This window comes from Sphingobium tyrosinilyticum (assembly GCF_042654265.1).
GTDB lineage: Bacteria > Pseudomonadota > Alphaproteobacteria > Sphingomonadales > Sphingomonadaceae > Sphingobium > Sphingobium tyrosinilyticum.
In genome coordinates this window covers 117,324-142,719 of record NZ_JBHSFZ010000030.1, presented here as the reverse complement: position 1 = coordinate 142,719, position 25,396 = coordinate 117,324, and the positions used below count along the sequence as shown (strand labels likewise).

The window sequence follows — 25,396 nt, the reverse complement described above, 5'->3', positions numbered from 1 at the left end:
GTGTACGCGTCGCTCATCACCGATCCGGAGAGCCATCTGATTGAGGTCTTGTCACGCCTGAACCGATCCCAGAGGCACCCCTTGGAGCCTCGTCCGGCGAAGCGGCGAGTTCTTCCAATTCCGTGTTGGAAAACAGCATCTGCCGATAGGCATCACGCGGCACCTGCCAAATCTCGATGTCGGATTCGTTGAAGATTACTTGTGTGGCATCCGGATCGATGGAGAAATTGAACCCGATTTCGTCCGGCTGCGGGAGCGGGTTGGCAATGCCTTCATGCTCGCTGCCTTCAATCCCAGATGAGCTTAAAGTGCTGGCCAATCTGCGTTCCACAAGCCATGCGAGAGCCAGTTCGGTCAATCCCGCGCCCGGTGCATAGAAAAGCGGTTCGCTAACGTCGGTGCGCATAGCTTCCCGCACGATGGCTGACGAGGCAGGGCTGGGGGTCCATGACGTGCGTGACCGCATTGCCGCGTCAGCACCGGCTATTGGCTTATGTTTTCCATTAAGGTTCATGACCGTGAGCAGTTCGCGCGCCCGCGCGGCGCCATCGCTTGAGTCACGCCCGCTACTGAAATTGGCCGGGAGGTGAGAGCTGATTATCAGCGGAATATTCACGGATGACAAAGGTTATGGTGCGCCAGCTGCAACAAGCCATCTGGATCGCCCGCGAAATCATTGTCTAGGATGACGGGTGCAACTTTGCGTCCCTCATCAGTCCTAGCAGAGAAGCATGGTACCGAAGCTAGCGGCGAGAGCGAAGACTGAGCCGACAAAGCCCTGCGATGCACTTCAACCACCTTCGTCTCCCCTGAAGTCTATGACGAATGCTGATGGCGAAAAAGTCGGAGGAGGCATAATATGGATTTTTAAAAGGGTATAGCTCTGCGCTATGCGTTGGCTAAATATATGAAGCAGCCCAATGCTTTATCTAAATGGCCAACCCACCGAACGCCCAGGAGGCACTTGTCATTTTGAGCTGCGGCCGGTCCGCTTTTGCATGCCATGCGCAAATTAGTGGCTTGATGTAGTTGTCCTTCGAATGGGTCGAAAGCCAACAGTCTTGATAGCAATCGACTTGGCTCGGACATGGAGGGTTTCGTAGATCAGCAGCGACCCTGCCGCAATGTGTGCGTCCGCCTTCGGCAAGATCTTCAGCAGATCGCACGGCGTTCAGCGAAATTGAAGGTGGAGTACCGCTCGGCCGGTTGACCTACCACTTGTATGAGTATATTTGCTTGTATGAGTAAATCAGCTCCTGAGCCTTCATGGTGAACGGAGCCGAACGACCGTGGCGATCTTCATGGCCATATTCGTCCAACATTGATGCCATTCTGCCGCTGACATCATTGCCAAGGGGCGGTGGCCCGCCTCGGAATTGCTGAAATAATCTGGAGATTCACTTTTGATCGATGGTAGCATCCTGATCGGCGGCGAAAGCCGTCAGCGCGAGCCAAGATTTCAGGGCTTCGATGCGGCAAGCGGCGTGGCACGCGCCCAAAGTTTTTCCAGCGCGGGGAAGGAGGATCTGGCCGACGCCTGCAGGCTGGCTGCAAACGCTGCGGAAAGCTTCGCCATGCTCAGTCCCGAAACTCGTGCCGGCTTTATGGAGGCGGTCGCGCAGGAGATCGAAGCGATTGGCGACGATCTGATCCTCAACGCCATGGGTGAGAGCGGCCTGCCGCGTGCGCGACTGGAAGGCGAGCGCGCGCGTACTATCAACCAGCTCCGCCTTTTCGCGTCCGAAGTTCGCGTGGGCCTGTGGCTCGACATAACGATCGATTCCGCGCTTCCTGATCGCGTCCCGCCACGGCCTGACCTGCGCCGTATGAATGTGCCGCTCGGCCCCGTCGCGGTTTTCGGCGCATCGAATTTCCCCCTCGCCTTTTCCGTTGCCGGCGGCGACACCGCCTCCGCCTTCGCGGCTGGGTGTCCAGTAGTCGTGAAGGGCCACCCTGCGCATCCGGCCACCGGGGAGCTTGTCGCGCGGGCTATCGTGCGAGCGGTTCTCGGGTGCGGCCTTCATCCCGGAACCTTCTCCTACTTGCCGGGCGCATCTCACGAACTGGGCAGTGCGCTTGTGGCTGATTCGCGCATCAAGGCGGTTGGTTTCACCGGCTCGCGTTCTGGCGGACTGGCGCTCGCGGCTATAGCGGCAAAGCGGCAGGAGCCCATTCCAGTCTACGCGGAAATGAGCTCCATCAACCCTGTCATACTCATGCCCCACGCCCTTAAGACGCGCGGCGAAGCTCTCGCTGCAGCCTTTGTGGGATCACTGACCCTCGGTGCGGGTCAGTTCTGCACAAATCCTGGAATCGTGATCGCTCTTGAAGGACCTGATCTCAACCGCTTCCTCGCCGCCGCGAAAGCCGCTGTCACATCCGCATCACCCCAAGTGATGCTGACGCCCGCTATTCGCACCGCCTATTCGAAAGGGGTCGCCGCATTGCGCGACAATCCTGGCGCCGATTTGCTGGCAGTCGGACCCGACGATGCAACTTGCGGCAGCGCCGCTTTGTTCGCCACCAGCGCCGAAGCTTTCGTCAGCGACGCCGCCCTGCGCGAGGAGGTGTTCGGCGCATCGTCGGTGGTGATCCGGTGCAAGGATGCCGATGCGATGGCGCAGGCGATCAAGGGGCTAGAAGGACAGCTGACAGCCACGATCCACCTCGACGCGGAAGATGAGGCAGCCGCTTTGCGCGTCCTGCCCCTCCTCCAGGCGAAGGCTGGTCGTGTGCTTGCCAATGGATGGCCGACCGGCGTCGAGGTAAGCTGGGCAATGGTCCATGGCGGTCCCTACCCTGCGACCACGGATGGGCGCACCACGTCCGTCGGCACCTTGGCGATGGCGCGCTTCCTGCGGCCGGTCTGCTATCAGGACATGGCTGACGCGCTGCTGCCGCCCCCGCTGCAAGAGGCCAATCCGTGGAAACTACCCCGTCGTCTCAATGGTGCGAAGGAGGCCGCATGATACGCTCGCTGATACAATTCACCGATGGCGCGGGGCGGGGGGTGGCCGCGCTCAATGCGGACGGCGAGACGCATCGGCTGGTCGCGGTCTCATCCATCCGCAGCCTGGCGCTTGATGCCATCGCGGCGGGCGTCACGCTGCTGGAACGCGCCAATGCCTGCCGCGGGAATCGGATTTCACTTGAAGGAGTGACCATCCTGCCACCGATTGATCATCCGGACCCAGCGCATCTGATGATAAGCGGCACGGGCCTGACGCATCTGGGGTCGGCCGAAGGGCGCGATAAGATGCACAAGGCCGCTGCGGCAGGACATGCCACCGACAGCATGCGCATGTTCCTGATGGGCGAAGAAGGCGGAAAGCCCGATCCCGATCAGGAAGGGGTGCAGCCGGAATGGTTCTACAAGGGTGACGGATCGATTCTCGTCTTGCCAGGCAATCCTTTCGCCATGCCGTCCTTTGCAGGTGACGGCGGGGAAGAGCCGGAGATTGCGGGCATTTACCTGAACGGTCCTGACGGTACGCCCTTCCGCCTCGGCTTCGCTCTGGGAAATGAATTTTCCGACCATGTGACGGAGAGGGTTAATTATCTGTGGCTTGCCCATAGTAAGCTTCGGCAGGCGGCACTGGGCCCGGAACTGCTGCTGGGCGAATTGCCCGCGGACATTCGTGGCTCCAGCCGCATACTGCGCGATGGCGCAACGCTGTGGGAGCGGCCGTTCCTGTCAGGCGAAGCGAACATGTCGCACAGCATCGCAAATCTCGAGCATCATCATTTTAAATATCAGCAATTCCGGCGGCCAGGCGATGTCCACGTGCATTTCTTCGGAACCGCCACACTCTCCTTCACCGACAAGGTAGAGACGCAGCCGGGAGATGTGTTCGAAGTCATGGCCGATTGCTTCACCTTGCCCGCCCGGAATCCGCTGATCCGTGCAGCGGACGAAGGCTTGGCAAGGGTGAGGGCGCTTTGACCGGTTCATTGCAGAGGGGCTGAGCGCATGAAATCGCGCGAGCATCATGAGCAAGACAGGAGTCTGCGGATTCATCAGTCCGTCGCGCGCCAATTGGGCATTGCCATCCTCTCAGGCGAATATCTGCCAGGTCATGTGCTAGGCGGAGAAATCGGAGCATCGGAAGCCTTGAGGGTCTCGCGCACCGCATATCGCGAAGGCATTCGGCTGCTCACAGCAAAGGGTCTGCTGGAGAGCCGTCCGAAGGCCGGCACGCATGTGACCCCGCGCTCGCGGTGGAACATGCTGGATCCTGACCTGTTGGCCTGGATGTTCCTGTCGGGACGGCCGGATCCACGCTTCGTGCGCGAGTTGTTCGAACTGCGCGGCCTCATCGAGCCTCCCGCTGCCGCCATGGCCGCCGCACGCCGCACGGACGATCATGTGCGGCAACTGCGCGCAGCGTTGGACATCATGCGTGAGGAAGGCCTTGCCACAGCAGAGGGCCGCGCGGCTGACCAGCGTTTCCACAGCACCATCCTCGAGGCGGCGGATAACGAATTGCTCGCATCACTGTCCAGTTCGGTAGGTTCGGCAGTCACCTGGACCACACGCTTCAAACAGGAACGCAGCATCGACCCCCGTCCATCCTTCGCCGATCACCTGGCCGTTTTCGACGGAATTGCGGCCGCTGATCCGGTACGCGCCCGCGCCGCTATGGAAGAACTGCTGCGGCTTGCGCTTGAAGATATGGGAATAACTGGCGAACCTGAAGCGGGTGCCGCCAACGCTTCGCCTAACCCCGGGGCTTGAACTGAAAGGCGTCCAGCGCACTCAAGAATGAAAGGAAGACGAATGATCGCCAACGAGTTTGGAGCCAGAGGTATCCGCGCCAACAGCATCGCGGCAGGCGGCGTGGCGGACGCACCCATGTCCGGCGGCGGGATGGCCATTCCTGCGATGCGCCAGCTCTACATGCGGGAGATCCCGCTTCAGCGGTCAGGCATGTCGGTGGACGTCGCCAATGCAGCGCTCTGGCTGGCAAGCGAGGAATTGAGCTTCGTGACAGGTCAGGTGATCCATGTCAGCCCATAGATCAGCGTCGTCGATGTCGAAGCGCAGAAGCGCGAGATTGGGATCGGTTTTCCCGCCGGGAAACCAGGCTTCGGCAGGTTTTGACCAAAGCTTGTCGATCATAGCAAAATGCAAAAATTTCGGACTCCAACTTGACGCGGCGGATATCCAATTTCGTGCAGCCAATAGGGCAGCGCTGCGCATTCAATCTGCGGGCTAAGCAACAGTTAATCTTGCGTTCTTGAGGTTCGCAGAACTGTTGCCTGCGAAGATTGTGAACTCACCCGGCTCCACGCGCCAATTCATTCCCTTGTCCCAGAAAGCAAACGCATCGGGGGTGAGATCAAAGCTGACGGTGCGCCGCTCCCCCTTGCGCAATGTCACGCGGCGGAAGGCCTTGAGCTCAAGTACGGGGCGGGGCACTGACGCCACCATGTCGCGAACATAGATCTGCACCACTTCGTCCCCGTCGCGACCGCCACTATTGGTCACGTCCACCTCGACCCGCACGGTCTCCATCTGGCCGATGCTCGATTTCGCCAAACGAGGCTCCGATATGTCGAAGCTGGTGTAGCTGAGGCCGAAGCCGAACGGGAACGCCGGGGTCCGCTTGCCCTCGATATAGGGCACTTTGTCCGCCGAAGGCTGGTGGTTATACCAGTCCGGCAGTTCACCGACGGATGCGGGAAAGGTGACGGGCAGCTTGCCGCCGGGGTTCACCCGTCCGAACAGTCCGTCCGCAATGGCCTGACCGCCCTGCTCGCCTGGATACCAGGCGACCATCAGCGCGCTCGCCCCTTTCGCCAGTTCGTCGACGATGAGCGGACGACCGTTGATGAGTATTCCGACGACCGGCTTGCCGCAGTCCAGCACCGCCTTCACCAGCGCATCCTGATCGCCGAAGAGGTTGAGCGTTCTGCGGTCACCCGGCAGCATAGGCACGACCGCCTCTCGCGTGGTCGCCTCGGTATCGCCGACGCACAGGATGACGATGTCGGACCGGCGGGCGAGCGCCACCGCCTCCGCGATGCGGCGCTGGTTGTCGGCGGCGGGGACAGGCCGGATGGGCACGGTTTCGGGCGCGCCGACGCCCGGCATGTTGATCCACACGCCGTCGGTCTGTTCGATCACGACGCTCTTGCCCGCGCCGGCGCGCAGCCCCTCGAGGATGCCGACTGCATGGGTGGGTTCGCCGGAATATCCGCCGCGCAGCGCCTCGCGCGAATTGGGACCGATCAGGGCGATGCGCGTCGCGCGCTTCGGGTCGAGCGGCAATATCCCGTCATTCTTGAGGAGGACGAGGCTTCGCTCGGCCAGCCGGCGCGCCAGCACCGGACCCGCCGGGTCGTTGAGCACCCGGGCGGCCCTGGCTGGATCAGCATAGGGATGCTCGAACAACCCTGCCTCGAACTTGAGGGTGAGGACGCGCGATACCGCCGCGTCGATGGTCGCCTCATCCACCTTGCCCTCGCGCAGCATCGCAGGAAGACGGGCATAGCTGGCGCCTTCCGGCAGGTCGACATCGACGTCGGACCGGATCGCCAGCACCGCCGCTTCACCAGTGTTCGCCGCCATCTTGTGCACGGTCGCGTTCCGACACGCCGTTATAGTCGCTGAAATAGGCCCCGCTGAAACCGAGCAGCCCCTGCCCCGTCCGCTGGAGAAGGTCCGCATTGCCATGCGCCGGGACGCCGGCAACCTCGTTATAGGACGGCATTACGATGGCGGCGTGGGCGTCGCGGACCGCGCGCTGAAAGGGCGGCAGATAGACTTGACGCAGCGTTCGCTCCGACATGTCGGATGGGCCGACGTTCAGGCCATTTTGCGGCGTGCCATGGACGAAATGCTTGAGCACGGCGAAGACGCGGTCCGGCGCGATCGGCCGGCTCGGCCCCTGAAGGCCGCGGACGGCGGCCGCGCCCATCTCCCCGACATGAAACGGGTCTTCCCCAAAAAACTCCTCGCTGCGACCCCAGCGCGGATCACGCAGCAGGTCGAGCACCGGACTAAGACCGACGGTGATGCCGCGGAGCCGCGCCTGCCGCCCAACGAGCGCAAAGCCCTGCTCCACCAGATCCGGGTCCCAGGTACTGCCCAGCCCCGTGGGCGTCGGCAACATGGTCGCGCCCTTGACCGCAAGGCCGTGGGCCGTCTCCTCGTGAAACAGCAACGGAATTCCGAGACGGGTCTGTTCCACCGCGAAGCGCTGCATGTCGTTGATGAGGGCGACGGCGTCGTCAGGGTTCCGGAAGCGCTCGGTGGCGAACTTGTTCGTGCCGGCCTTGTCGGAGGGGCGCCCGATCTGGCCGATGCCATTGGGAAGCGCGATCTTCGCCTTCTCGGCTGAGAATTTGCCCGTTGCGGGATCCAGCAGCTTGCCTTTGCCGAACCAGGCGCACTGGAGCTGCGCGACTTTCTCCTCCAGCGTCATGCGGGAGAGGAGGTCCTTGACGCGCCGATCGGTCGCAAGGCGGGGATTCTTATAATCCGGCTGGGATGCGGCCATAACCGGGGTTGCCATCAGGGCGCTGGCGGTCGCCGATCCCAGCAATGTTCGCCGCGAAACTTTCATGCAGGCCTCTCCATTCCAGATCGTTAATTCATACGCGCCCGTTCAAAGCTGATGAGGTTGTACCGTGGGGGGCCTCAGCTTCTCACAAGCAAAGAGTAGTTCGCGATAACTTGTATCGCGGGCGATGCTTCACTTGCGATGAAGTTGTGAATTATGGCCGCCACCTCGAGCAGAATCCATGCGACGGTATGGTTACGTGGATATCATGTCCAGCGACAGCATCGCGGGCTTCAAGCCTTCGCTTTCGATCCTGACCAGGGTTCGTCCCGCTTCGCCAGTGGGCCGCAGGATCAGCAGCGCGCGCCCATGCCAGCTTTTGGCGACAGGCTGCTGGAAACTGGCGACCCCGCGCGGATTGGCGTTGCCGAAGCCCACCAGTTCCGCCGGACCCTTGCACTGGCTGGTCAGGACATGGGCAGCGTCGGGCACCAGCCGCCCGGCCGCATCCACGACCTCCACCGTTACAAAGGCCAGGTCGTTGCGATCCGCACGCAGCTTCATGCGATCCGCTTTCAGTCGCAGCGCGTTGGGCGCGCCTACCGTTTCCAGCGCCCGTTCGCCGATCTTGCGACCGTTCCGGAAAGCGCGGGCGACAAGGCGTCCCGGCGCAAATGGCACATCGAATTGCGCGACCGATCCGTCGTTCTCGGTCAATGCCTTCTCTGCCACCCGCCTGCCGTTCAGCAGGAGTTCGACTCTGTCGCCGCGGGTGTAGATCGACACGTTCACCGGCCGCCCTTCCGCGCCGGGCCATGTCCAACTTTGCAGCTCATCGCGCCAGCCCCACGGCGTTATCTTTTCCCTGGCATCTGCTTGGAGCGGGCGCTGCACCGTCATTTCAACCGTGCTGAGGCCCCAGATCACGTCGCGCAGCAGTGACTGTGGCTTTTGCTGGCCGATAAGGTCGATGTCGCCGCAATTGGCGCCGAACCACGGATATTTGGCGCCGGAGAAATCGGGGGTGGACAATTCACCCCGTCCGATGCCTGCTTCGCCGAGATAGTCCATCGCGGTCCACACGAAGTCGCCGATCAGCCAGGGGTGGCGTTCGGTCCTCCGCCAGATCGCATCGATATCCTTGGGGAAGCTTTCCGTGCCGACGAACACCCGATGCGGGAAACGCGCATGGTCCGGTTCATAGCTTTTCGGCCTGTAATTATAGCCGGCGACATCGAGGAACTGGGTCCCGGCCTGATCGGGCTTGCCATCCGCCCGCACCACATCGGGTCCGTTCGGCGTGTTGATCGCCTGCGTGATCGGCCTTGTATTGTCCAGGCGGCGCAATTCTGTGGTCAGCATCCGGGCGGTCTTGACGCCTTCGGGCGATCCGGTTTCGGGGATCTCGTTGCCGATGCTCCACATGATGATGCTGGGGTGATTGCCGTCGCGCGCGACCGTCGCACGGAGGTCTTCCCGCCAATGATCCTTGAAATACAGCGCATAATCATCGGGGTTCTTGCCCACGTTCCAGCAATCGAAGGGCTCTGACATCACCAGCATGCCCAGCCGGTCGCACGCGTCAAGGAAAGCGGGGGATGGCGGATTGTGGGACGTACGCACCGCATTATAGCCGCGCGCCAGCATCAACTCGACCTTGCGCTCCTCTGCCCGGTCGATCGCGGCCGCGCCCAGATGGCCATTGTCATGATGGACACATCCGCCACGCAATTTGACCGCAACCCCGTTGATCCGTAGGCCATGCTCGGCATCGACCTCGACAGACCGGATGCCGAACGGCACTGCCAACTTGTCCATCTGCTGGCCGTTAATGTCCAGCCTGCATTCGGCGCTGTAAAGACTGGGATTTTCCGGCGACCACAGGGCAGGGCGGGGAAGCTCGATCGTCAGCTGGCTTTCGGCGGCTGCCGCCACTTCCTGCCGCGCGACGCTGCGGCCCCGCGCATCCTTGATCTCGACCTGCAACATCGCGCCGGGCGCCACGCCTTCGACACGCGCGCGGACCTGCATGGTGGCAGAGGACGCGGAAACTCGCGGCGTCGCAACCGCAATGCCCCAGAGCGCAAAGCGCAGGCTGCGCGTCACGTTCAACCTGACATGCCGGTGAATGCCCGATCCTGAATACCAGCGGCTGTTGTGGCCCAAATTGGCGACCCGCACCGCCAAGACATTATTACCCGACGGATCGAGGTGCGGCGTGAGGTCGAAGGAAAAGGGCGTGTAACCATGAATGTGCCGGCCCAGGCTGACACCATTCAGCCAGACCTCCGCATCCATATAAACGCCGTCGAACATCAATTCGACGCGCGCATCCTGTGGCAAGGCGGGCAGGCGCAGGCTCTTGCGATACCAGCCGACGCCACCGACGGTGAACCCCGTGTCGCGCGCGCCGCCCGACCGGCTCGTCGCGCCCATGAGGGCGCGTCCGCCGTCGAACGGCCCCACCGACTTGGGCACGCCCTTTGCGGATTCCCACAAGGGCGCTGTATCGAAAGGCAATATGGTCGAACTGACCTTTATGTCTGAGGAATCGAGGTCCTCGATGCTCCAATCATGGGGCAGATCGACTGTTCGCCACTTGGCGTCGTCGAAGGATTTGGACGCGTAGTCGCTGCCGTCGCCGCGATAAAAGCGCCAGCCGAGCGACAGCGGCTGATCACGTCGATCAGCCAATGCTGTCTCCGGAACTGCCGCGATCGCGCGCACCGGGGCCATCGCCCACAAGGTCATGGCACTGCCGATCTTGAGCGACGTCCGCCGCGAAAATGTCTTTTCCAGGACCAAAGCCTCTCTCCCGATCATCCAGGGTCTGCCACCTGTACTTATTGACCGGCGGCCGAATTAACTCCTACAATAACGAACGACGCCGTGCAATTAGGGAATTATTGCAGTAGCAATAAGCGTCTAGGCCAACCTGAAAGCGGCAAGCCGATCAACAATGCATTCATCGAGGTGTTCACTAGCAAACTGTGCAGCGAATGCGTGAACATGGTGATCAGGAACATCCAACGACAATGCATGCAAACCCAAGCAGGGCAACCAGCCTGTTGGACCCGCTCCAGGCAGAAACTCTTGGCCCGAGCGGTCCAAACTCGGTTGGCAGCGCACCTGCGCCGCAGTTTGCTTGAGCGGACCCGCCGCCGTCACCGACGCATCACAGGCTGAGGTCTGAGTTCTTGGGATCAAGATAGGCTCGCAACGTGAGGGCCTGAGGCATAGATTCCTGCTGCGGCAATCGCCTTGGCCGCCCGGCGACCCGAATAGATGCAGTCGGCGAAGCTGAGACCGCTGACGTAGAGGTTGGAGCAGATGCCGACCGCGCTGCGCCCCGCAGCATAGAGGCCGGGAACGGGTCCGCCAGACAGCCCTTTGACCGCGCCGGTCGCCTCGTCCACGAGCAGGCCGCCGACCGTCATGCAGGAGAGCGGGAACAGGCGCGCGTCGGTGGAGGCATCGACTGCGTAGAACGGACCGGTGGTCAGTTCGGCCATCTCGTCGGGCGCCTTGTGGAATGGGTCTGCGATGTCCCCGCGCGCGGCGCGATTGTACTTGTCCAGCGAACTTGCGAATACCTCCCGCGAGAAGCCCATCTTGGCCGCGAGGTCCGCCGGCGTGGCCGCCTTGGTCGCGCCGACCAGGCAATTCACCAAGGTGATGTCGCGTTGGAAGCTCAGCACGCCTTCGCCGAAGGCGTCCTTCAAGGCTTGCCGCCATAGCTTACGGTCCATGATGATATAGGCCCGGCCATCATGCCGCTCGAGCATCTCGTCACCGATGCGGGCGCCGTACCAGGTCTCGTTGAGGTAGCGCCGGCCTTCTCCGTCCACCACCATGGCCCGGCCCCAGGCGTGCGGCGGCGAGAGAAAGCGCCATCCGGACACGCGCTCCATCAGGCCGGTCTGCCCGCCGGCCGAGACGCCCAGCATGATGCCGCTGCCATTGTCACCCAGAGTGCCGTTGGGCAGGCCGGCCGAGCAATGCGGGGCGAAGTGCCGGACCATCTCGGGGTTGCAGATGAAGCCCCCCGCGCTCAGGACGACCCCCTTTCGGGCACGCAGCCACAGGCTGGTGCGCGCGTCGGCCGCGAGCGCTTCTGCCTTGGCGAGGTAGCGATAGCCGATCGCGACGGTCAGCTGCGCGCCGGGCAGAGTCGAGGGTAGCATGGTCATCCACTTGTTCGCCTTGGCGATGAGCCGCGAGTGGCGCTCGCGAACGACGGGATCGGCGAGCCGCTCGGCCCGGACGCCGATGACCCGGCCGTCGGCATCGACCGCCACTTGGCGAACGTCGGAATGCGTATGAAATTTCAGACCTCGCGCCAGCGCCGCTGCTTTCAGCGGTGCGTAGATGCCCACGCCGAGACCGAACGGGTTCTTGCCGTTGCGGTGGACCGTCCGATGCCCCCGGGCCGCCGGCCGGGTGAGATCGCGGAACGGGCCGGCCAAGCTGCTGTCGGGGTGGTAGAGGAACTTGTCGAGCGGCGGGTAGCTGGTTTTCTTGGCATAGAGCGTGGCGCTGAACGGCGCGCCGTGCTGCCGGAGCCATTCGAAGGTCTCGGCGCTGGACTGGCAGAAATCGCGCAAGGTCTCGGCCGAGACCACATTGCCGACTTCGAAGCGCAGGTACTCTTCCATGCTCGCCGGATCGTCCTCCACGCCAGCTTCCTGCTGGATCGATGTGCCCCCTCCGGCATAATAGACGCCGCCATTGGCCGCGGTGGAGCCACCGCCTTCATACAAGTCGAGCGCGATGACGGACAGGCCTCGTCCAAGGCCGTCGAGCGCGGCCGCGACCCCCGCGCCGCCCAGGCCCACGACGATCATGTCGGCTTCGTCGTCCCAGGCATGCCGCTCCGGGTCGTCGAGCCGAAGCGGCGCATCGATGGCGAGGCCCCACTGGCTGATCGGCTGACCGGCAAGGGGAACCGGAGCAGGCGGGCGCAGGTGCCACGGATCAACCGGCAAGTGTGTCGCTGCCGTTTTCTCGGTGTAGTCCAATGCATGTCTCCCATGTGGATCAGGGCTGTCGATCCGCGCCTCTCGCTGCTTCGTAAACTTAAACTTGACGTATGGTCAAGTTGTTGTTTGTCCGCTATCGCACGGCGAGCGAAAGTGACATGAGGCGCAGCCCGGACAATGAGAAGCGGTGAAAATCCATGAGGTCTCGAAGGGGGGGGCGGCCGGAAGCCGCGGAAACGGCGAGATTGGGGGGTACTATCCTCGCTGCTGCCGAGGCGGCTTTCCTTAAGTTCGGCTTCAGCAAGGCGAGCATTCAAGCGATCGCGGCAGCCGCTGGCACAAGCAAGCAAACCGTGTTCGCGCGCTTCGGCAGCAAGGAGCGGCTGTTCATCGAGGTGAGCAACGCCCTGCTTAGGGAGCGCTTCTCAGCCGAACCGAGCCGAGGCGCGCCGGTGCGAGACAAGCTGATCGAGGTGGCCGCGCAAGCCTTGGATGCCATGCTCGATCCCAAGATGGTGATGATGTTCAGCATCATCATGGGCGAGGCCAAGCGATTTCCCGAGCTTGCGCGCTTGGCCGATGAAGATTCGACTTTCCCCGGACGAGAACGGATGCTGGCGATCATCGCCGAGGCCGCCGCAGCGGGCGAAGTGCGGTGCACCGATCCGCGCCGGGCGATGCTGATGTTGCAGGACATGGTTCTGAGTTCTCCACTCCGGGCGGCCATCGCCGGCGCGGACGACATGCCGGCGGACGCGCGGCGCAACTGGGTGACCGACGCGGTCGATATCTTCATGGACGGTTTGCGGTCTTCCAATTGACCTAATTTGCGCTCGTCGAGAGCTGCAACGCTGAGTTGGCGGCGATTCCCTCCAGGGCGGGTTCTGGTCGCCTTGCCATGTTCGCTAAGCGCCCCTGATCTGCGCCGTCGCGATTGCGGACTCCAAGCAAGGAGAAGTTTCCCAAAGAACTTTCCCTGTCGTGATCGCCGCTTATCAGGGCATGCGATTGAATGTCCAGCTGCTCCTCGCTCTTCAACTCGACGAACCGCATCGTTGGTCGGGTCGCGGCTTCCGGGATTGCCTCCGCGTCACGGTCGTCGTTCTTCTGCGCTTTGACGTAAGGGCGCACATACTCGGGCGGCATGAGCTTGACCGTGTGACCTTGGGCGAGCAACAGGCGGCCGAGATAATGGGCGCCACAGCACGCCTCCATTGCGACCGCGCATGGCGCATATTTCGACGCAAAACTCACGATACCCGCCGATCGCATTCGTCGACGCAGCACCACCGCGCCCCGTTCGTCCAACGCCGCGACGCTGCAGCTGTTCTTGCCTAAGTCGATGCCGATCATCACAATGGTCATGGCTCGCTCCTCTCTGTTAGCACCGGCATCCTATCAGATGCCGGAGAGGTGGGGCGGGCCATTCCATAAACGATCAGCTCTCGATCAGGGCAACCCCTTCTGCTGGGAGATCGAACTGCAACTCGCGCTTCGGCCCGAGGCGTACTGTCTGGGCGGGAGCGATTTCGCTCGCCCGGCGCAGGGTCGCAATCTGTGCAAGCGTGGGTAACTTGGGAGACCCCATGGCGTGCCATGCCGACACAAAGGAACCGCGTTCCTGATCGACATATCGCACCTTGATGGCCTGTCCAGGCTTCAAATCGGGTAGGCTGACGACCATGCGTTTCGCAGAGCCGACGACCGTACGGGCGGGATTGGCGCCTGGAATACCTGCAGGTTGTGATGTTTCCGCGAGATTCCACACCAGTGCCGCCAAGCGGCCGTCTCGGCGCCGTGAGGCGAGCGTCGGTCCGTTCGCGACGAGCCGCTGGTCGCCGAGCGCATGCAATAGCCGGTAGGTGTTGTAATTGGGTCGGGGGATACCGCGGTTCATCATCCCGAACCCCATCGCACCATCCTGCAGAAGATAATCGGTCGGTCCGAGTTCCTCGTACGTGCCGCTGAGCGTCCAGTGCGACATCATGTCTGCCTCGCCCAGAACGTTCGCCAGCACATGAGCGATCATCGCCGGGGAGTCCGATGCCCATTCGTCAATATAGAGTGGCAAGTTGGGAAAGGCGCTGGCTCGAACCTTCGCTCGGGCGCGCCGCACAGCCTCCGGCACTACGTCGTTAACCGACAGTTTCAGGTCTGACCCGAAAAGTTCTTTCTGTGCGTCGCCCGGATAGACGTGAGTGGAGACAAAATCGACCGGCGCATTCTCCGCCTTGCAGAAGGCGAGGAACTCAGGAATCCAGGATGTCGCTGAGGTCGCCGGGCCGCCCACCTGCAGCCTCTGGTCGATGCCCTTCACTGCGACGGCAGCCGACTTGTAAAGCTTGAAATAGTCGGCCTGCGTGCCCGACCAGAACCAGGGTGCTAAATTTGGCTCGTTCCAGACCTCGATCGGCCATCGAGCGACTTTCTCGATCCCATAGCGTTCCACCAGGAAGCGGGCGAAATCACCAATGAATTTGCCCCAATCTTCGTAGCTGGTGGGCGGTGTGTTGATGCCACGGTAGTAGCCGAAAACGCTCGACCCCGCGGCTAGCTTTTTCGGCATAAAGCTCAGCTCGATGATTGGGGACAGGTCACGTTCTACCAGCCCGTCGTACACCTCGGCGACATTCTTGAAATTGGGAGTACGGGCGCTGCTCCGCTGTAGCGTCGAGACATATACGCCGAGTTCGTCGTTTAAGATCCCATGGAAACGAACATAGTTTAGATCAATTTCTTTGCGAGCCTGATCGATGTCTCGGCGCCAGCTTTCTCGCATCGTTATGGCCGCACGATCGCTACCAACCGCATTCCAAATGTGCTTCAGCGGGCCGGCAATAGCGGAGCCTATGGTGACGCGGAGAATTTCAGGCGCGGCCACGGCCTGCGCGATCCCACGCGTGGCTGTACCCAGAGTTAGGGCGGCGCCAGCTCCTGCCACGAAATCCCTGCGGTTCATATTTAGCCTTCTCTAGCTGTGTCGGGGATTACAGAGAGATATGCACGGCTAATTGCCGCCTGCATCTCGTTCACTGACAATTTTCTCATGATAAAGCGGTCGATTGCCGACACTAAGACGCCCCCCTCCGCGCAAACTTTAATGATACTATATCGTTCGATAGTAGCAGGGCTGGCGAGACAAACAAGCGGCTTCGCGCCGCAGTATGAGGATAGCTGGCTGTCGGTATGAAATGGTCCGCACTGGGTGCCTCGCTGTCTGGCAGCTGCCAGACTCTCGAACGACCGGTTGTAGCGTTGCCGCCATTCCCACAATGGCACCGGAACGGCGGAAGCTGGTCGAGAGCCGACGCCGGGCGACCGGCAGCTTTCCTCAAATCCCGCCTCCGAACCGGACATTCGCCTCCGGCCAACTCTTGTCGTTTTCTGTCTGTGTCCGACGGTCCCATTTGGGCCATTTGCTCGCCACCGGTATATGTTCTGTGTCGGGAAACAAGATCGATGGTTTGACCCCCGGTGGAGCCGCAGCTACCGCCGAAGCTATGATCGTTCTGCTATCTCCAGCGAAGACGCTCGACTTCGAGCGTGCGTTGCCGCCCCTGACGGTTACTGCGCCGCATTTTGCGGAGGAGGCGTGCAGCCTCGCCCGTTCGGCGGCAAATCTGTCGCAGAAGCGGCTTGCAGAGCTGATGCATATTTCGCCGCGCCTCGCGAAACTCAATGCCGACCGCTTTCGTGATTTCTCCGATTTACCTCAAAGGCAGGCGCTCTATGCTTTTGCCGGTGACGTATATACCGGCTTCGAGGTTGACACGCTCGACGAGGCCGGCGTCGCTTTTGCACAGGATCATGTGCGGATGCTATCGGGGCTGTATGGGTTACTCCGGCCTCTTGACGTCATTCGACCCTATCGTCTGGAAATGGGAACCCGGTGGGCGCCCCGCCACAGAAAGCTGACCGACTGGTGGGGCGATCGAATTGCCGCGCTGCTGCGGGCGCAGGTCGCGGAAGAGGGAGCGGGTGTCGTGCTCAATCTGGCCAGCCAAGAATATTTCGCGGCTGTCGAAGGCAGGCTCGAGGGCCTGCGCGTGATCCACGTTGATTTTCGCGAGCCGGGTGCCAACGGGCCTCGTTTCGTGAGCTTCAATGCGAAGAAGGCGCGGGGCATGATGGCGCGGTGGATGTGTGAACACCACATAACCGACGTTGAGGCCATGCGCGGCTTCGACAGTGACGAATATCGGTTCGACCCGGCTGAGAGCGACGCTGTGCATTGGCGTTTCATCCGGTCCTGAGCAGTGTACGAACTGACTACCTGCACCTCGGTGCCGAAATTCGATCAGCCTCGGGAATGAAGCCTTTGACGGCTACTGCCGGGCTGCGTCATCTTCTCCCATCCGTCGCCCGTAAACCGGTGACACATCACCGCTGGTGCGTCCATGGAGCGCCTCGATCTCAGCCTTGCGCTGCTCCAGATACAAGTCGCGATAGGCAGCATAGGGATCATCTTCCTTGCGGATCTGCTGGACGGTGTCGTCAAAGGCGGCACGCTCGCCAAGCTGGTTGAGGATCGTCGCCGGAATGACATAGGCTGGTTTAGTGAATGGCTTTCCGATCAGGAAAGGCACTGCCATCTTGTCCACGGTGTCGCCGATGATATCCCGCAAAGTAGTCGGTCCAACGATCGGCAGATACATGTAGGGACCTGGTCCAACGCCATAATAGCCCAGCACATTGGCCAGACCGTTGGGACGATAGCGCAGGAAAAAGGGCTTGCGCTTTGCCATTTCGAACAGCCCAGCGACGCCTAGCGTCGAGTTGATGGTGAAGCGCCCGGCTGTTTCCATTGCCTTGCCGGGCTTCAGCTGCAGCATATAAGCCGCGAAGACCACCGGTTCCTGCAAGTTGGCGAAGAAGTTGCGAAAGCTTTTGCGGACTGGCTTGGGCAGGCCCTTATTATAGGCTTTCGCCACTGGCTCGACCACTGCTCTGTCCACGGACTGAACCGCCTCGAAGCTTTTCGCATTAAGATTTTCAAACGGGTCTCCAGGCGGAGCCCGTTCTGCGCCGGTCACGACGATGTCATGGATCTGGTCGTCCGCGCCGTTCGCCGAAGGAGGAGCTACGGCTATACCCAAAGCGGCTCTGGCGCTTGCCACATCCACCAGTGGCGAAAGTTCGGGTGCCGGTGCATCCAGCCTCGCCGCCTGCGCACCCATCATCAACATTCCCGCGGCCAGGCCCGGTAGCAGCATAGTCCCGTCCTTTTGCAACGGCCAATCGCCACACGCGGCCAGGCCTTCACGTTCAAATTGCATTTCGGACCTACTCTTCAAGTGGTCTGCGCCTGCGCCGCTAAATGCGACGTCGCGCCCCGTCAATAGAGCTGATTTTCCGTTAGGACCGGGCTTGCTGATGCTTCAAATCATGACGGTGAGGTGCGCAGCGGACGGTACCGGCTGGTCACTCATCTTCAGAGGTTAAGTGCGATATCGCCTTGGGCGTCACATTCCCGTCTGCTCCAGTGCCAGCCAACCCTCTCAACAGCATCGGCAACCATCAACCATCAACTTTGTACGGCTATGCTCTTCAGGCTTAAGTACGTGGGTTGCGGGCTAGGTCATCGAGATAATCGGACCATGCTTGCATCATCGCTACACGTTCTTCGCAATACTCTCCCCGGGGCATAGGCCCGCCGAACCGCGTCGGCTTCAGCATGTGCTAATCGGCGTTCAACAGCGTCCGGATGCCATTTACCCATTCGTTGAGCAGGGTGCTCGCCCTGGCTCGAAAGCTGTGACTTGTCATCTCGTCGCCAGAGTGGCCCAGTCTACGCAGCGCTCCGTTCAAAGCGTTCTCGGACATCGGGCGCTTCATAGACTGGAAGCCGGGAAATACAAACTTCCCTGCCCCAGTGACCTTCTGAATGGAAGCAAGGATTGCCAGCGACTGCCTCGACAACGGTACGCGATGGGGTCGGCGCATTTTTCATCTTTTCCGCCGGGATGCACCACAACGCCTTGTCGAAATCGATCTTGGCCCATTCGGCGTGACGTAGCTCGCCGGGGCGGACGAAAACATGAGGCGCAAGTCGCAGAGCTGCCCGTGGGACCGCATGGCCGTCAAAGGCCTCGATCGCCCGCATGAGCGGTCCGACCTGCTGACTGTTGGTGATGGCGGCCAAATGCTTGCCCTTAGGGGTAGTCAGCGCATCTCGCAGCTTGGCCGATAGGTCATGCTCTACCCGCCCGGTGGCGATTGCGTAGCGAAACACCCTGCCACAGACGCTTCTCAACCGTCTCGCGCTCTCGTTTTGCCAGCCACTCTTCGGCCACCGTACGAAAACCGGTGGTTGCTTCAAACGGTTCGCGCGCCTCAGCCTCCTTGCGCGTTGCTGTCGGGTCCGAGCCGGCCGCCAGCAGCTTGCGGGTTGCTTCTCGTTTCTCTCGCGCTACCGCTAGGGTGATCAATGGGAACACTCCCATCGCCATTGTCGTGGCCTTGCCCTCGAAACGGTAATTCATGCGCCAGTAGCGCCCCCCCTTGAGGAGTAATCAGAAGATAGAGTCCGTGCCCCCTCTGCGAGCGTGTAGGGCTTCTCGCGAGGCTTCGCTTTTTGAGCGCAAGGGATGAAAGTGCCAGGAGGGTATCTCCTGTGGCCATGCCGGCCGATACCCGCGAAGATACCCTCAGGTACCCCGAATTCTCAAATTCACGAGCGGAAACCAGCGCACACGAGATATAAAAAAACCGCTGAATTCAGCGGTTTTTTCGAGCTCTGCGGATTTCGCCGGAAGAACAAATGGTGCCCAGAAGAGGACTCGAACCTCCACGACCTTGCGATCGCCAGCACCTGAAGCTGGTGCGTCTACCAATTCCGCCATCTGGGCACGGGGTAGGACGGCGCGATTAGCCTTTGCCCTTCACCCTGTCAATCTCGCCCATACCATTATTTTGCTTCCTTTCTGGTTTTCTGCGAACCAGCTTCTATTGGCGCGAAGCAGGACGCATCCTTCTTCCAATGGAGAAAAGCCATGGCCCCTTTCCAAGCCGCGCCGCCCGCGCTGTTCGCCCGTCCCGATGGCGTCCGGCTCGCCTATCGCCACCGCGCGGGCGCGGGGCCGACGATCGTCTTTCTGCCCGGATATATGTCCGACATGGAAGGTGGGAAGGCGGTGGCTATCGATGCCTGGGCGGCGAAGACCGGCCGGGCCATGCTGCGCCTCGACTATGCAGGCAACGGCGCCAGCGAGGGCCGGTTCGAAGATGGCACGCTCGCCAGTTGGCGCGACGACGCGCTGCTGCTGATAGATGCGCTGACGCAAGGGCCCTTGCTGCTTGTCGGATCGTCCATGGGCGGCTGGCTTGCCTTGCTGATTGCGCGCGCCAGGCCCGATCGCGTGGCGGGGGTCGTCGGCATCGCCGCTGCGCCGGATTTCACGGAATGGGGCTTCAGCGACGCGGACAAGGCGCTGCTTGCGACGGAGGGACGGCTCCTGGAGCCCACGCCCTATGGCGACGATCCTTTGGTGACGACGCTCGCCTTCTGGCAGTCCGGCCAATCGCTGCGCCTGCTCGGCGGCGAGATTGCGATCGACTGCCCCGTGCGCCTGCTTCAGGGGCAGGAGGATCGCGACGTCCCCTGGCAGACCGCGCTGCGGCTGGCCCAGCGGCTGCGTTCATATGATGTGCAGACACTGCTGATTAAGGACGGCGACCACCGCCTGTCTCGCGACGGGGATATTGCGCTGCTGATCGGCACGCTCGGCAGCCTTTTGGACACGCTCTGATGCCTTTCTTCCTCTCGCTCCTCCTCCTGACCCCGCAAGCCTACGATCCGGAAACGGAAGCAGTCCTGAACCGCCCGAAAAGGGCGAGAGCCGCGCCCGTCGCGCCCTCCACTCCGCCATCCGCGCAGCCTGCCGCCGCGGACGGCCGTATTCCTGTCCCGGAAAAATTCGCCAAGCCGTTTCAGGCGTGCCTTGACCAAGCGCTGGAATCTCCCGACCAGGGCATCGCTTTCGCGCAAAAATGGCGGCTGGAGGGGGGCGGCTTCTACGCCCGCCATTGCATGGGCTTCGCCTATGCCCGTGCCGAGCGGTGGGCGCCCGCTATCGTCGCCTTCGAACAGGCTGCGGATGAAGCCGAACGGGGCGGGGAGATGGCCCAGAGCGCACGCCTTTGGGCACAGGCCGGTAACGCCGCCCTGGCGGCTGGCGACCCGGCGAAGGCGCGCAGCGGCTTCGACGCGGCGCTGGCGCGAGGTCTGCCCGATGGCATTGAAAAGGGCGAGACCCATCTTGATCGCGCCCGCGCCTTGGTCGCCCTCGGCGACGCCAAGGCCGCTCGCGAATCCCTTGATGTCGCGCTGACGCAAGCGCCGCAGGACCCGCTTGCCTGGCTCTTGTCCGCCACGCTGGCCCGCCGATCGGGAGAATTGAAGCTTGCCCAGGCGCACATCGCGCGCGCGGTGCAGTTGTCGCCCGATGACGCATCCGTCGCGCTGGAGGAGGGCAATATCGCCGTCCTCACCGATCATGCCGATATCGCCCGTTCGGCCTGGCAGCGCGCCGTGAAGCTGGCGCCCCAGTCCTCTGCGGGGAAGGCGGCTGCCGACAATCTCACCCGCCTGCCTGCCGCAACCCCGCCGCCGAGGTGATGGCGGTCAGTTCAGGTAGAAATCGACCGTCGTGACCACCCGCACCTTTTTGTAGGGCGTGTCGCTCGACCCATCGGCCTCGCCGTCGCGCGGGTCGATCGAGAAATAGCCCTGCGTAGCACTCTTGATCCCGCCGACACTCGCCCCGCTGTCGCGTGCGAACTGTTCAGCCGCCGCTCGCGCGTCCTTGGTCGCGGCCGCAACCATCGGCGGTTTGACGTCATTGAGCTTGGTGAAGCTATACCGCATGCCCGACCCTTCCTGCAGCGTCACGCCGCGCCGAACCAGATCGAACTGCTGCGCCACGGCCCGCTGTGCGCGTGCGATGTCGGTCGTGCGCAGCAACATGCGTTGCGTGATGGTGATCGTGTTCACGCCATTGTTGATGTATTGATTGACCCCTGCGCCGGTCGGCGTCAGCGCCTCGGGCTTGAAGCCGAGGCTCGTGAAATAGGCTTTCAACTCCTTGGTATTATTGTCGATCTCCGCCCGCACCGCAGGCAGGTCGAAGCCCGTCGCTGCATAGCTGATCGACCAGGTCGCGAGGTCGGCCGTCACATTGCGTTCGGCCAATCCCCGAACGGTGACGGAGCGATCCGCTGCCTTCGCCCGCTTCAGCCCGTCGCCCAGCAAATAGCCGCCGCTCATGAGCCCAAGCGCCAGCAATCCGGCACAGCCCAGTAGCACCTTGTCGCGATACTCCAGCCCCATCTGCCTCTCCTCTTTCATCCCAGCCCGCGCCGCCCTATCTTGGGAACATTCCTGCCTTACCCGAGATGAACCGTTGCTTTATGGCGACGAACGGAGCGACCCTTGACCAAATATCTGCACACGATGATCCGTGTAACCGACATCGACCGCACGGTCGCCTTCTTCAACCTGCTCGGCCTTCAGGAGCAAAAACGCTTCGACAGTGAGCAGGGCCGCTACACGCTCGTTTTCCTCGCCGCGCCGGGAGATGAGGAGGCGCAGGTCGAACTTACCTATAATTGGCCCCCGGAAGATGGCAGCGCAGGCGAAACCTATGGCGAAGGGCGCAATTTCGGACATCTCGCCTACCGGGTCGATAATATCTACGACGTCTGCCAGCGGCTGATGGACGCAGGCGTCACGATCAACCGCCCCCCGCGCGACGGCCACATGGCTTTTGTCCGCACGCCGGACAATATTTCGATCGAGCTGCTGCAGGATGGTTATCTCGAACCCGCCGAGCCGTGGGCCTCCATGCCAACTAGCGGTCATTGGTGAGCGCCATGCTGCAGGTCGTTCGCGTCCCCGTCCTCTCCGACAATTATGTCTGGCTGCTGCATGACGACGCCAGCGGCGAGACCGTTGCCGTCGATCCCGCCGTCGCTGACCCGGTGCTGGTCGCAGCAGCCGAGCGGGGCTGGACGATCGGTCAGATATGGAACACCCATTGGCATGGCGATCATGTCGGCGGCAACGCGGCGATCAAGGCAGCGACGGGCTGCCGGATCACCGGACCCGCTGCGGAAGCGGGGAAGATCGGCACGCTTGACCGGCAGGTGGGGGAGGAGGATCAGGTCCGCATTGGCGGTCATGTGGCGACCGTCATGGAGGTGCCGGCTCACACTGCGGGGCACATCGCCTATCATCTTGCGGACGACCGGATCATCTTCGTCGGCGACACGCTCTTCGCCATGGGCTGCGGCCGGCTGTTCGAAGGGACGGCGGAGCAGATGTTCGCCAATATGGCGCGGTTCGCAGCGCTCCCGGACGAGACGACCGTCTATTGCGCACACGAATATACGCAGGGTAACGGTCGCTTCGCCCTTACGGTTGAGCCTGACAATCAGGCCCTGGCCGCCCGGATGAAGGAAGTGGATGCCGCGCGCGCTCGGGGCGAAGCCACCGTGCCGACCACCATAGGACAGGAGCGGGCTACCAATATCTTCATGCGGGCTGGCGATGTCGCGGAACTCGCGCGGCGCCGCACTGCCAAGGATACGGCCTGACGGTTCCGGCGTTACTCCACCGTCTCCTTAAAAGGAGAAAAGCTGGAGAAGTGCCATGCGGAAATGCATATATTTGGCGCCGCTGATATTGGCCGCCTGCGCGGGCGGGAACGAGCCTTCGCGCCTAACCGAAAGGCAGGCCGCTCGGCTCGAAACGGCGCTTCAGGGCAAGGTGGCGGGTGAACCGGTCAGCTGCGTCAATCGCAACTCCGCCGCCAGTCTGACGGCGATCAGCGACAGTGTGCTGCTCTACAGGGTCAGCGGACGGTTGATCTATCGCAACGACCTGATCGGCGCCTGCACCGGACTGGCGCGCGGCGACACGCTCATTGTCAAGACCTACGGCACGCAATATTGCCGCGGCGACATGGCGCGGAGCGCGGATCTTGTGACAGGATCGATCACCGGAGGCTGCGCGCTGGGGTCTTTCACCCCCTACCGTACGCCGGGCCGCTGACGGTCAGCCCTTATACAGCGCGTCCAGCCGTTCCTGATAGCGCGCCCGGATGACATGGCGGCGGATCTTCATCGACGGCGTCATCTCGCCATTTTCGATGGTGAAAGGCTCGTCCGCCAGGATGATGCGCCGTACCCTTTCGGTGACCGACAGGTCGTCATTGACCCGATCGACCGCCGCGCGCAGCGCCGCCTGATAGGCTGCGTCCGCCTCGATCCCCTCAACGCCACGGCCCTGCGTCGCCGCCCATTCGCGCGTCCATTCGGGGTCCGGCACGAGCAGCCCGACCAGATGCGGACGCCGGTCGCCATAAACCATCGCCTGGCCAATCTCAGGCTGCAGCGTCAACATGCCCTCGACCTTTTGCGGGGACACATTGTCGCCCTTGTCATTGACGATCAGGTCCTTCTTGCGATCGGTGATGCGGATACGCCCCTTGCCGTCGATCTCGCCGATGTCGCCGGTATGCAGCCAGCCATCCTTCAGCGCCTTCTCAGTCTCCGCCGCGTTGCGCCAATAGCCCTGCATCACCAGTTCGCCGCGCACCAATATCTCGCCATCCTCGGCGATCTTCACCTCAACGCCATTCAGCGGTGGGCCGACCGTATCCATCGCGATGCCCGTACGCGGCCGGTTGCAGCTGACCACCGGCCCCGCCTCGGTCTGGCCATAGCCCTGCAGCAGGGTCAGCCCCATCGCATCGAAGAACAACCCAACATCGGGATTGAGCGGCGCGCCGCCCGACACCAGCGCCTTCATCCGCCCGCCGAAGCGTTTCGCGATCTTGGGCCTCAATGTCCGGTCGAGCAGCAGCTTCATCGGCAGGTCGGCGACCGACTTGCCGCCCCTTTGCTCCTTCGCCGCGATCCGCAGCGCCTGGGACAGCAACCAGACGGGGAATTTCCCCTGCTTCTCGATCGACTTGATGATGCGGGCGCGCAGCACCTCAAATAGGCGCGGCACCACCACCATGATCGTCGGTCGCGCTTCCTCGATATTGCTGGCGAGCTTTTCCAGCCCTTCGGCATAATAGATTTGCGCCGCCAGCATGATCGGCAGGAATTGCCCGCCGCTATGTTCATAGGCGTGGGACAGCGGCAGGAAGGACAGGAAAACCTCGTCATCCCAGCCGAAATCCTCCGATACCAGGCGTCCCGCGCCCTCGATATTGCACAGGATCGCGCCATGATGCTGCATCACCCCGCGCGGCGCGCCGCCCGTGCCGCTGGTATAAATGATGCAGGCCAGGTCCTCGCGTCCCGCCGTCTGCTCGGCCGCGCAGGCGTCCGGATCGGCGATGTGGGAGGCTATCAGGTCAGTCCACACATGGCAGGACACATGGCCCTGTGCCCCTCTCAACGGCTCCATGCCCACGACGAAGCTCGCCTGCGACCGCAGCACGGCGGGCATCAGCGCCTGGGCCAGCTTGGCCGTCGATACGATCACCGCCCGCGCGCCACTGTCGGTCAAGATATGCTGATGATCGCGCGTCGTGTTGGTAGTGTAAGTGGGAACGGTGACGCATCCCGCCGCCATGATGGCAAGGTCCGCGATACAGAATTCAGGCCGGTTCTCGCTCACCAGCATCACCGGATCGCCCGGCTTCAGACCTTGCGCCTTGAGCGCTGCGGCAAGGCTCGCGACCTGCTGCGCCACCTCGGTCCAGCTCAGCGATCGCCAGCCGCCAGCCGCCTTGCGCCACAGAAATGGCAGGTCGCCCATCTCCCTCGCGCGGGCGAAGAACATCGTTACCAGATTGGGATATCGTTCGATCGCCCGCAAGCCGCGCAACTCCTGAATATCAGCGCGTCACCTGCGCGCATCCGCTCCGTCGCCGCTATAGCCGCGCCGAGCCGTAACGG

The 25,396-nt window shown here is 62.3% G+C and carries 23 protein-coding genes, 1 tRNA gene and 2 pseudogenes; 11 read left to right on the top strand and 15 right to left on the bottom strand.

All coding sequences use genetic code 11. From position 1 onward, the window contains the following. Window positions 1-16: 16 nt before the first annotated feature. Entirely contained in the window at window positions 17-616 is a 600-nt protein-coding gene (locus ACFO3E_RS14000; protein ID WP_380805447.1) for a hypothetical protein, read from the bottom strand. Between the two features lie 787 nt (window positions 617-1,403). On the opposite strand from ACFO3E_RS14000, the gene ACFO3E_RS13995 reads away from it, so the two are divergent. From ACFO3E_RS13995 to ACFO3E_RS13980, 4 genes are read left to right on the top strand one after another with little or no spacing between them, the layout of a single operon-like run. Then, window positions 1,404-2,969 (top strand): aldehyde dehydrogenase (NADP(+)), encoded by a 1,566-nt coding sequence (locus ACFO3E_RS13995; protein ID WP_066525999.1) that lies wholly within the window; start codon window positions 1,404-1,406, stop codon window positions 2,967-2,969. Then, window positions 2,966-3,943, top strand: a complete 978-nt coding sequence (gene araD1 / locus ACFO3E_RS13990; RefSeq protein ID WP_066526000.1) for an AraD1 family protein — start codon at window positions 2,966-2,968, stop codon at window positions 3,941-3,943. The genes ACFO3E_RS13995 and araD1 overlap by 4 nt, the downstream gene beginning before the upstream one ends. Before the next feature lie 27 nt (window positions 3,944-3,970). Further along, entirely contained in the window at window positions 3,971-4,735 is a 765-nt protein-coding gene (locus ACFO3E_RS13985; RefSeq protein WP_066526002.1) for a FadR/GntR family transcriptional regulator, read from the top strand. 27 nt (window positions 4,736-4,762) lie between these two features. Further along, window positions 4,763-5,017 (top strand): SDR family oxidoreductase, encoded by a 255-nt coding sequence (locus ACFO3E_RS13980; protein WP_380805446.1) that lies wholly within the window; start codon window positions 4,763-4,765, stop codon window positions 5,015-5,017. On the opposite strand, the pseudogene ACFO3E_RS13975 reads toward ACFO3E_RS13980, so the two are convergent. The 5 genes and pseudogenes from ACFO3E_RS13975 to ACFO3E_RS13955 all read right to left on the bottom strand — a co-directional run. Further along, a pseudogene (locus ACFO3E_RS13975) lies at window positions 5,012-5,122 on the bottom strand (pyridoxamine 5'-phosphate oxidase family protein); the annotation flags it as partial. The gene ACFO3E_RS13980 and the pseudogene ACFO3E_RS13975 overlap by 6 nt on opposite strands. Before the next feature lie 90 nt (window positions 5,123-5,212). Then, window positions 5,213-6,571, bottom strand: coding sequence for a glycoside hydrolase family 3 C-terminal domain-containing protein (locus tag ACFO3E_RS13970; RefSeq protein ID WP_380805531.1), 1,359 nt, complete (start codon window positions 6,569-6,571; stop codon window positions 5,213-5,215). After that, complete coding sequence (locus ACFO3E_RS13965) at window positions 6,552-7,568, bottom strand: glycoside hydrolase family 3 protein (RefSeq protein ID WP_197486245.1); 1,017 nt, start codon at window positions 7,566-7,568, stop codon at window positions 6,552-6,554. Before ACFO3E_RS13965 ends, ACFO3E_RS13970 begins: the two co-directional genes overlap by 20 nt. A 192-nt stretch (window positions 7,569-7,760) precedes the next feature. Beyond that, window positions 7,761-10,310, bottom strand: coding sequence for a glycoside hydrolase family 2 TIM barrel-domain containing protein (locus ACFO3E_RS13960; protein WP_197486246.1), 2,550 nt, complete (start codon window positions 10,308-10,310; stop codon window positions 7,761-7,763). Between the two features lie 398 nt (window positions 10,311-10,708). Then, window positions 10,709-12,523 (bottom strand): FAD-binding protein, encoded by a 1,815-nt coding sequence (locus tag ACFO3E_RS13955; protein WP_225870513.1) that lies wholly within the window; start codon window positions 12,521-12,523, stop codon window positions 10,709-10,711. Window positions 12,524-12,681: 158 nt separating this feature from the next. Between ACFO3E_RS13955 and ACFO3E_RS13950 the strand changes: the two genes are divergently transcribed. Further along, a complete protein-coding gene (locus tag ACFO3E_RS13950) occupies window positions 12,682-13,305 on the top strand; it encodes a TetR/AcrR family transcriptional regulator C-terminal domain-containing protein (RefSeq protein ID WP_082919570.1) in 624 nt (207 codons plus the stop codon). 184 nt (window positions 13,306-13,489) lie between these two features. Here ACFO3E_RS13950 and ACFO3E_RS13945 read toward each other — a convergent pair. Both ACFO3E_RS13945 and ACFO3E_RS13940 read right to left on the bottom strand, forming a co-directional pair. Next, window positions 13,490-13,849 (bottom strand): annotated as a pseudogene (locus ACFO3E_RS13945) (IS110 family transposase); the annotation flags it as partial. Between the two features lie 73 nt (window positions 13,850-13,922). Beyond that, window positions 13,923-15,443: a GH39 family glycosyl hydrolase gene (locus ACFO3E_RS13940; protein ID WP_066526017.1), complete on the bottom strand. Its 1,521-nt coding sequence runs from the start codon at window positions 15,441-15,443 to the stop codon at window positions 13,923-13,925. A gap of 541 nt (window positions 15,444-15,984) precedes the next feature. Between ACFO3E_RS13940 and yaaA the strand changes: the two genes are divergently transcribed. Continuing rightward, window positions 15,985-16,737: a peroxide stress protein YaaA gene (gene yaaA / locus ACFO3E_RS13935; protein WP_380805529.1), complete on the top strand. Its 753-nt coding sequence runs from the start codon at window positions 15,985-15,987 to the stop codon at window positions 16,735-16,737. A 72-nt stretch (window positions 16,738-16,809) separates the two neighbouring features. On the opposite strand, the gene ACFO3E_RS13930 is transcribed toward yaaA, so the two are convergent. From ACFO3E_RS13930 to ACFO3E_RS13910, 5 genes are all read right to left on the bottom strand, one after another. Then, entirely contained in the window at window positions 16,810-17,697 is an 888-nt protein-coding gene (locus ACFO3E_RS13930; RefSeq protein ID WP_380805442.1) for an MlaA family lipoprotein, read from the bottom strand. 466 nt (window positions 17,698-18,163) lie between these two features. Next, entirely contained in the window at window positions 18,164-18,370 is a 207-nt protein-coding gene (locus tag ACFO3E_RS13925) for a hypothetical protein (RefSeq protein WP_335676074.1), read from the bottom strand. Continuing rightward, the gene (locus ACFO3E_RS13920) at window positions 18,273-18,716 is read right to left on the bottom strand and encodes a tyrosine-type recombinase/integrase (RefSeq protein WP_335676092.1); all 444 of its coding nucleotides are present in this window, start codon (window positions 18,714-18,716) and stop codon (window positions 18,273-18,275) included. The genes ACFO3E_RS13925 and ACFO3E_RS13920 overlap by 98 nt, the downstream gene beginning before the upstream one ends. Next, window positions 18,676-18,966 (bottom strand): Arm DNA-binding domain-containing protein, encoded by a 291-nt coding sequence (locus ACFO3E_RS13915; RefSeq protein ID WP_380805440.1) that lies wholly within the window; start codon window positions 18,964-18,966, stop codon window positions 18,676-18,678. The genes ACFO3E_RS13920 and ACFO3E_RS13915 overlap by 41 nt, the downstream gene beginning before the upstream one ends. A 279-nt stretch (window positions 18,967-19,245) precedes the next feature. Next, window positions 19,246-19,332, bottom strand: a tRNA-Leu gene (locus ACFO3E_RS13910). Between the two features lie 144 nt (window positions 19,333-19,476). On the opposite strand from ACFO3E_RS13910, the gene ACFO3E_RS13905 reads away from it, so the two are divergent. Together ACFO3E_RS13905 and ACFO3E_RS13900 are read left to right on the top strand one after the other, a co-directional pair. Further along, window positions 19,477-20,232 (top strand): alpha/beta fold hydrolase, encoded by a 756-nt coding sequence (locus ACFO3E_RS13905; RefSeq protein ID WP_066526026.1) that lies wholly within the window; start codon window positions 19,477-19,479, stop codon window positions 20,230-20,232. After that, complete coding sequence (locus ACFO3E_RS13900) at window positions 20,232-21,101, top strand: tetratricopeptide repeat protein (protein ID WP_066526028.1); 870 nt, start codon at window positions 20,232-20,234, stop codon at window positions 21,099-21,101. The genes ACFO3E_RS13905 and ACFO3E_RS13900 overlap by 1 nt, the downstream gene beginning before the upstream one ends. Window positions 21,102-21,107: 6 nt before the next feature. Here the strand turns inward: ACFO3E_RS13900 and ACFO3E_RS13895 are convergent, their stop codons facing one another. Then, a complete protein-coding gene (locus tag ACFO3E_RS13895) occupies window positions 21,108-21,812 on the bottom strand; it encodes an SIMPL domain-containing protein (RefSeq protein ID WP_066528946.1) in 705 nt (234 codons plus the stop codon). A gap of 102 nt (window positions 21,813-21,914) precedes the next feature. Here ACFO3E_RS13895 and ACFO3E_RS13890 point away from each other — a divergent pair, with 102 nt between their 5' ends. From ACFO3E_RS13890 to ACFO3E_RS13880, 3 genes are read left to right on the top strand one after another with little or no spacing between them, the layout of a single operon-like run. Then, a complete protein-coding gene (locus ACFO3E_RS13890) occupies window positions 21,915-22,349 on the top strand; it encodes a VOC family protein (RefSeq protein WP_066526029.1) in 435 nt (144 codons plus the stop codon). A 5-nt stretch (window positions 22,350-22,354) separates the two neighbouring features. Then, window positions 22,355-23,077 (top strand): hydroxyacylglutathione hydrolase, encoded by a 723-nt coding sequence (gene gloB / locus ACFO3E_RS13885; protein ID WP_066526031.1) that lies wholly within the window; start codon window positions 22,355-22,357, stop codon window positions 23,075-23,077. A 55-nt stretch (window positions 23,078-23,132) separates the two neighbouring features. Then, complete coding sequence (locus tag ACFO3E_RS13880) at window positions 23,133-23,534, top strand: hypothetical protein (RefSeq protein ID WP_066526033.1); 402 nt, start codon at window positions 23,133-23,135, stop codon at window positions 23,532-23,534. A gap of 3 nt (window positions 23,535-23,537) precedes the next feature. Here ACFO3E_RS13880 and ACFO3E_RS13875 read toward each other — a convergent pair whose 3' ends face one another. Beyond that, complete coding sequence (locus tag ACFO3E_RS13875; protein WP_066528951.1) at window positions 23,538-25,280, bottom strand: AMP-dependent synthetase/ligase; 1,743 nt, start codon at window positions 25,278-25,280, stop codon at window positions 23,538-23,540. Between the last annotated feature and the right edge of the window lie 116 nt (window positions 25,281-25,396).

What these genes read in the sequence shown, in the direction of transcription:
- araD1 (WP_066526000.1), top strand. Translation starts at nt 2,966, where the DNA reads ATGATACGCTCGCTGATACAATTCACCGATGGCGCGGGGCGGGGGGTG.
- ACFO3E_RS13985 (WP_066526002.1), top strand. Translation starts at nt 3,971, where the DNA reads ATGAAATCGCGCGAGCATCATGAGCAAGACAGGAGTCTGCGGATTCAT.
- ACFO3E_RS13980 (WP_380805446.1), top strand. Translation starts at nt 4,763, where the DNA reads ATGAAAGGAAGACGAATGATCGCCAACGAGTTTGGAGCCAGAGGTATC.
- ACFO3E_RS13970 (WP_380805531.1), bottom strand. Translation starts at nt 6,571, where the DNA reads ATGGCGGCGAACACTGGTGAAGCGGCGGTGCTGGCGATCCGGTCCGAC.
- ACFO3E_RS13965 (WP_197486245.1), bottom strand. Translation starts at nt 7,568, where the DNA reads ATGAAAGTTTCGCGGCGAACATTGCTGGGATCGGCGACCGCCAGCGCC.
- ACFO3E_RS13950 (WP_082919570.1), top strand. Translation starts at nt 12,682, where the DNA reads ATGAGGTCTCGAAGGGGGGGGCGGCCGGAAGCCGCGGAAACGGCGAGA.
- ACFO3E_RS13940 (WP_066526017.1), bottom strand. Translation starts at nt 15,443, where the DNA reads ATGAACCGCAGGGATTTCGTGGCAGGAGCTGGCGCCGCCCTAACTCTG.
- yaaA (WP_380805529.1), top strand. Translation starts at nt 15,985, where the DNA reads ATGATCGTTCTGCTATCTCCAGCGAAGACGCTCGACTTCGAGCGTGCG.
- ACFO3E_RS13930 (WP_380805442.1), bottom strand. Translation starts at nt 17,697, where the DNA reads ATGCTGCTACCGGGCCTGGCCGCGGGAATGTTGATGATGGGTGCGCAG.
- ACFO3E_RS13915 (WP_380805440.1), bottom strand. Translation starts at nt 18,966, where the DNA reads ATGAATTACCGTTTCGAGGGCAAGGCCACGACAATGGCGATGGGAGTG.
- ACFO3E_RS13905 (WP_066526026.1), top strand. Translation starts at nt 19,477, where the DNA reads ATGGCCCCTTTCCAAGCCGCGCCGCCCGCGCTGTTCGCCCGTCCCGAT.
- ACFO3E_RS13900 (WP_066526028.1), top strand. Translation starts at nt 20,232, where the DNA reads ATGCCTTTCTTCCTCTCGCTCCTCCTCCTGACCCCGCAAGCCTACGAT.
- ACFO3E_RS13895 (WP_066528946.1), bottom strand. Translation starts at nt 21,812, where the DNA reads ATGGGGCTGGAGTATCGCGACAAGGTGCTACTGGGCTGTGCCGGATTG.
- gloB (WP_066526031.1), top strand. Translation starts at nt 22,355, where the DNA reads ATGCTGCAGGTCGTTCGCGTCCCCGTCCTCTCCGACAATTATGTCTGG.
- ACFO3E_RS13880 (WP_066526033.1), top strand. Translation starts at nt 23,133, where the DNA reads ATGCGGAAATGCATATATTTGGCGCCGCTGATATTGGCCGCCTGCGCG.
- ACFO3E_RS13875 (WP_066528951.1), bottom strand. Translation starts at nt 25,280, where the DNA reads ATGTTCTTCGCCCGCGCGAGGGAGATGGGCGACCTGCCATTTCTGTGG.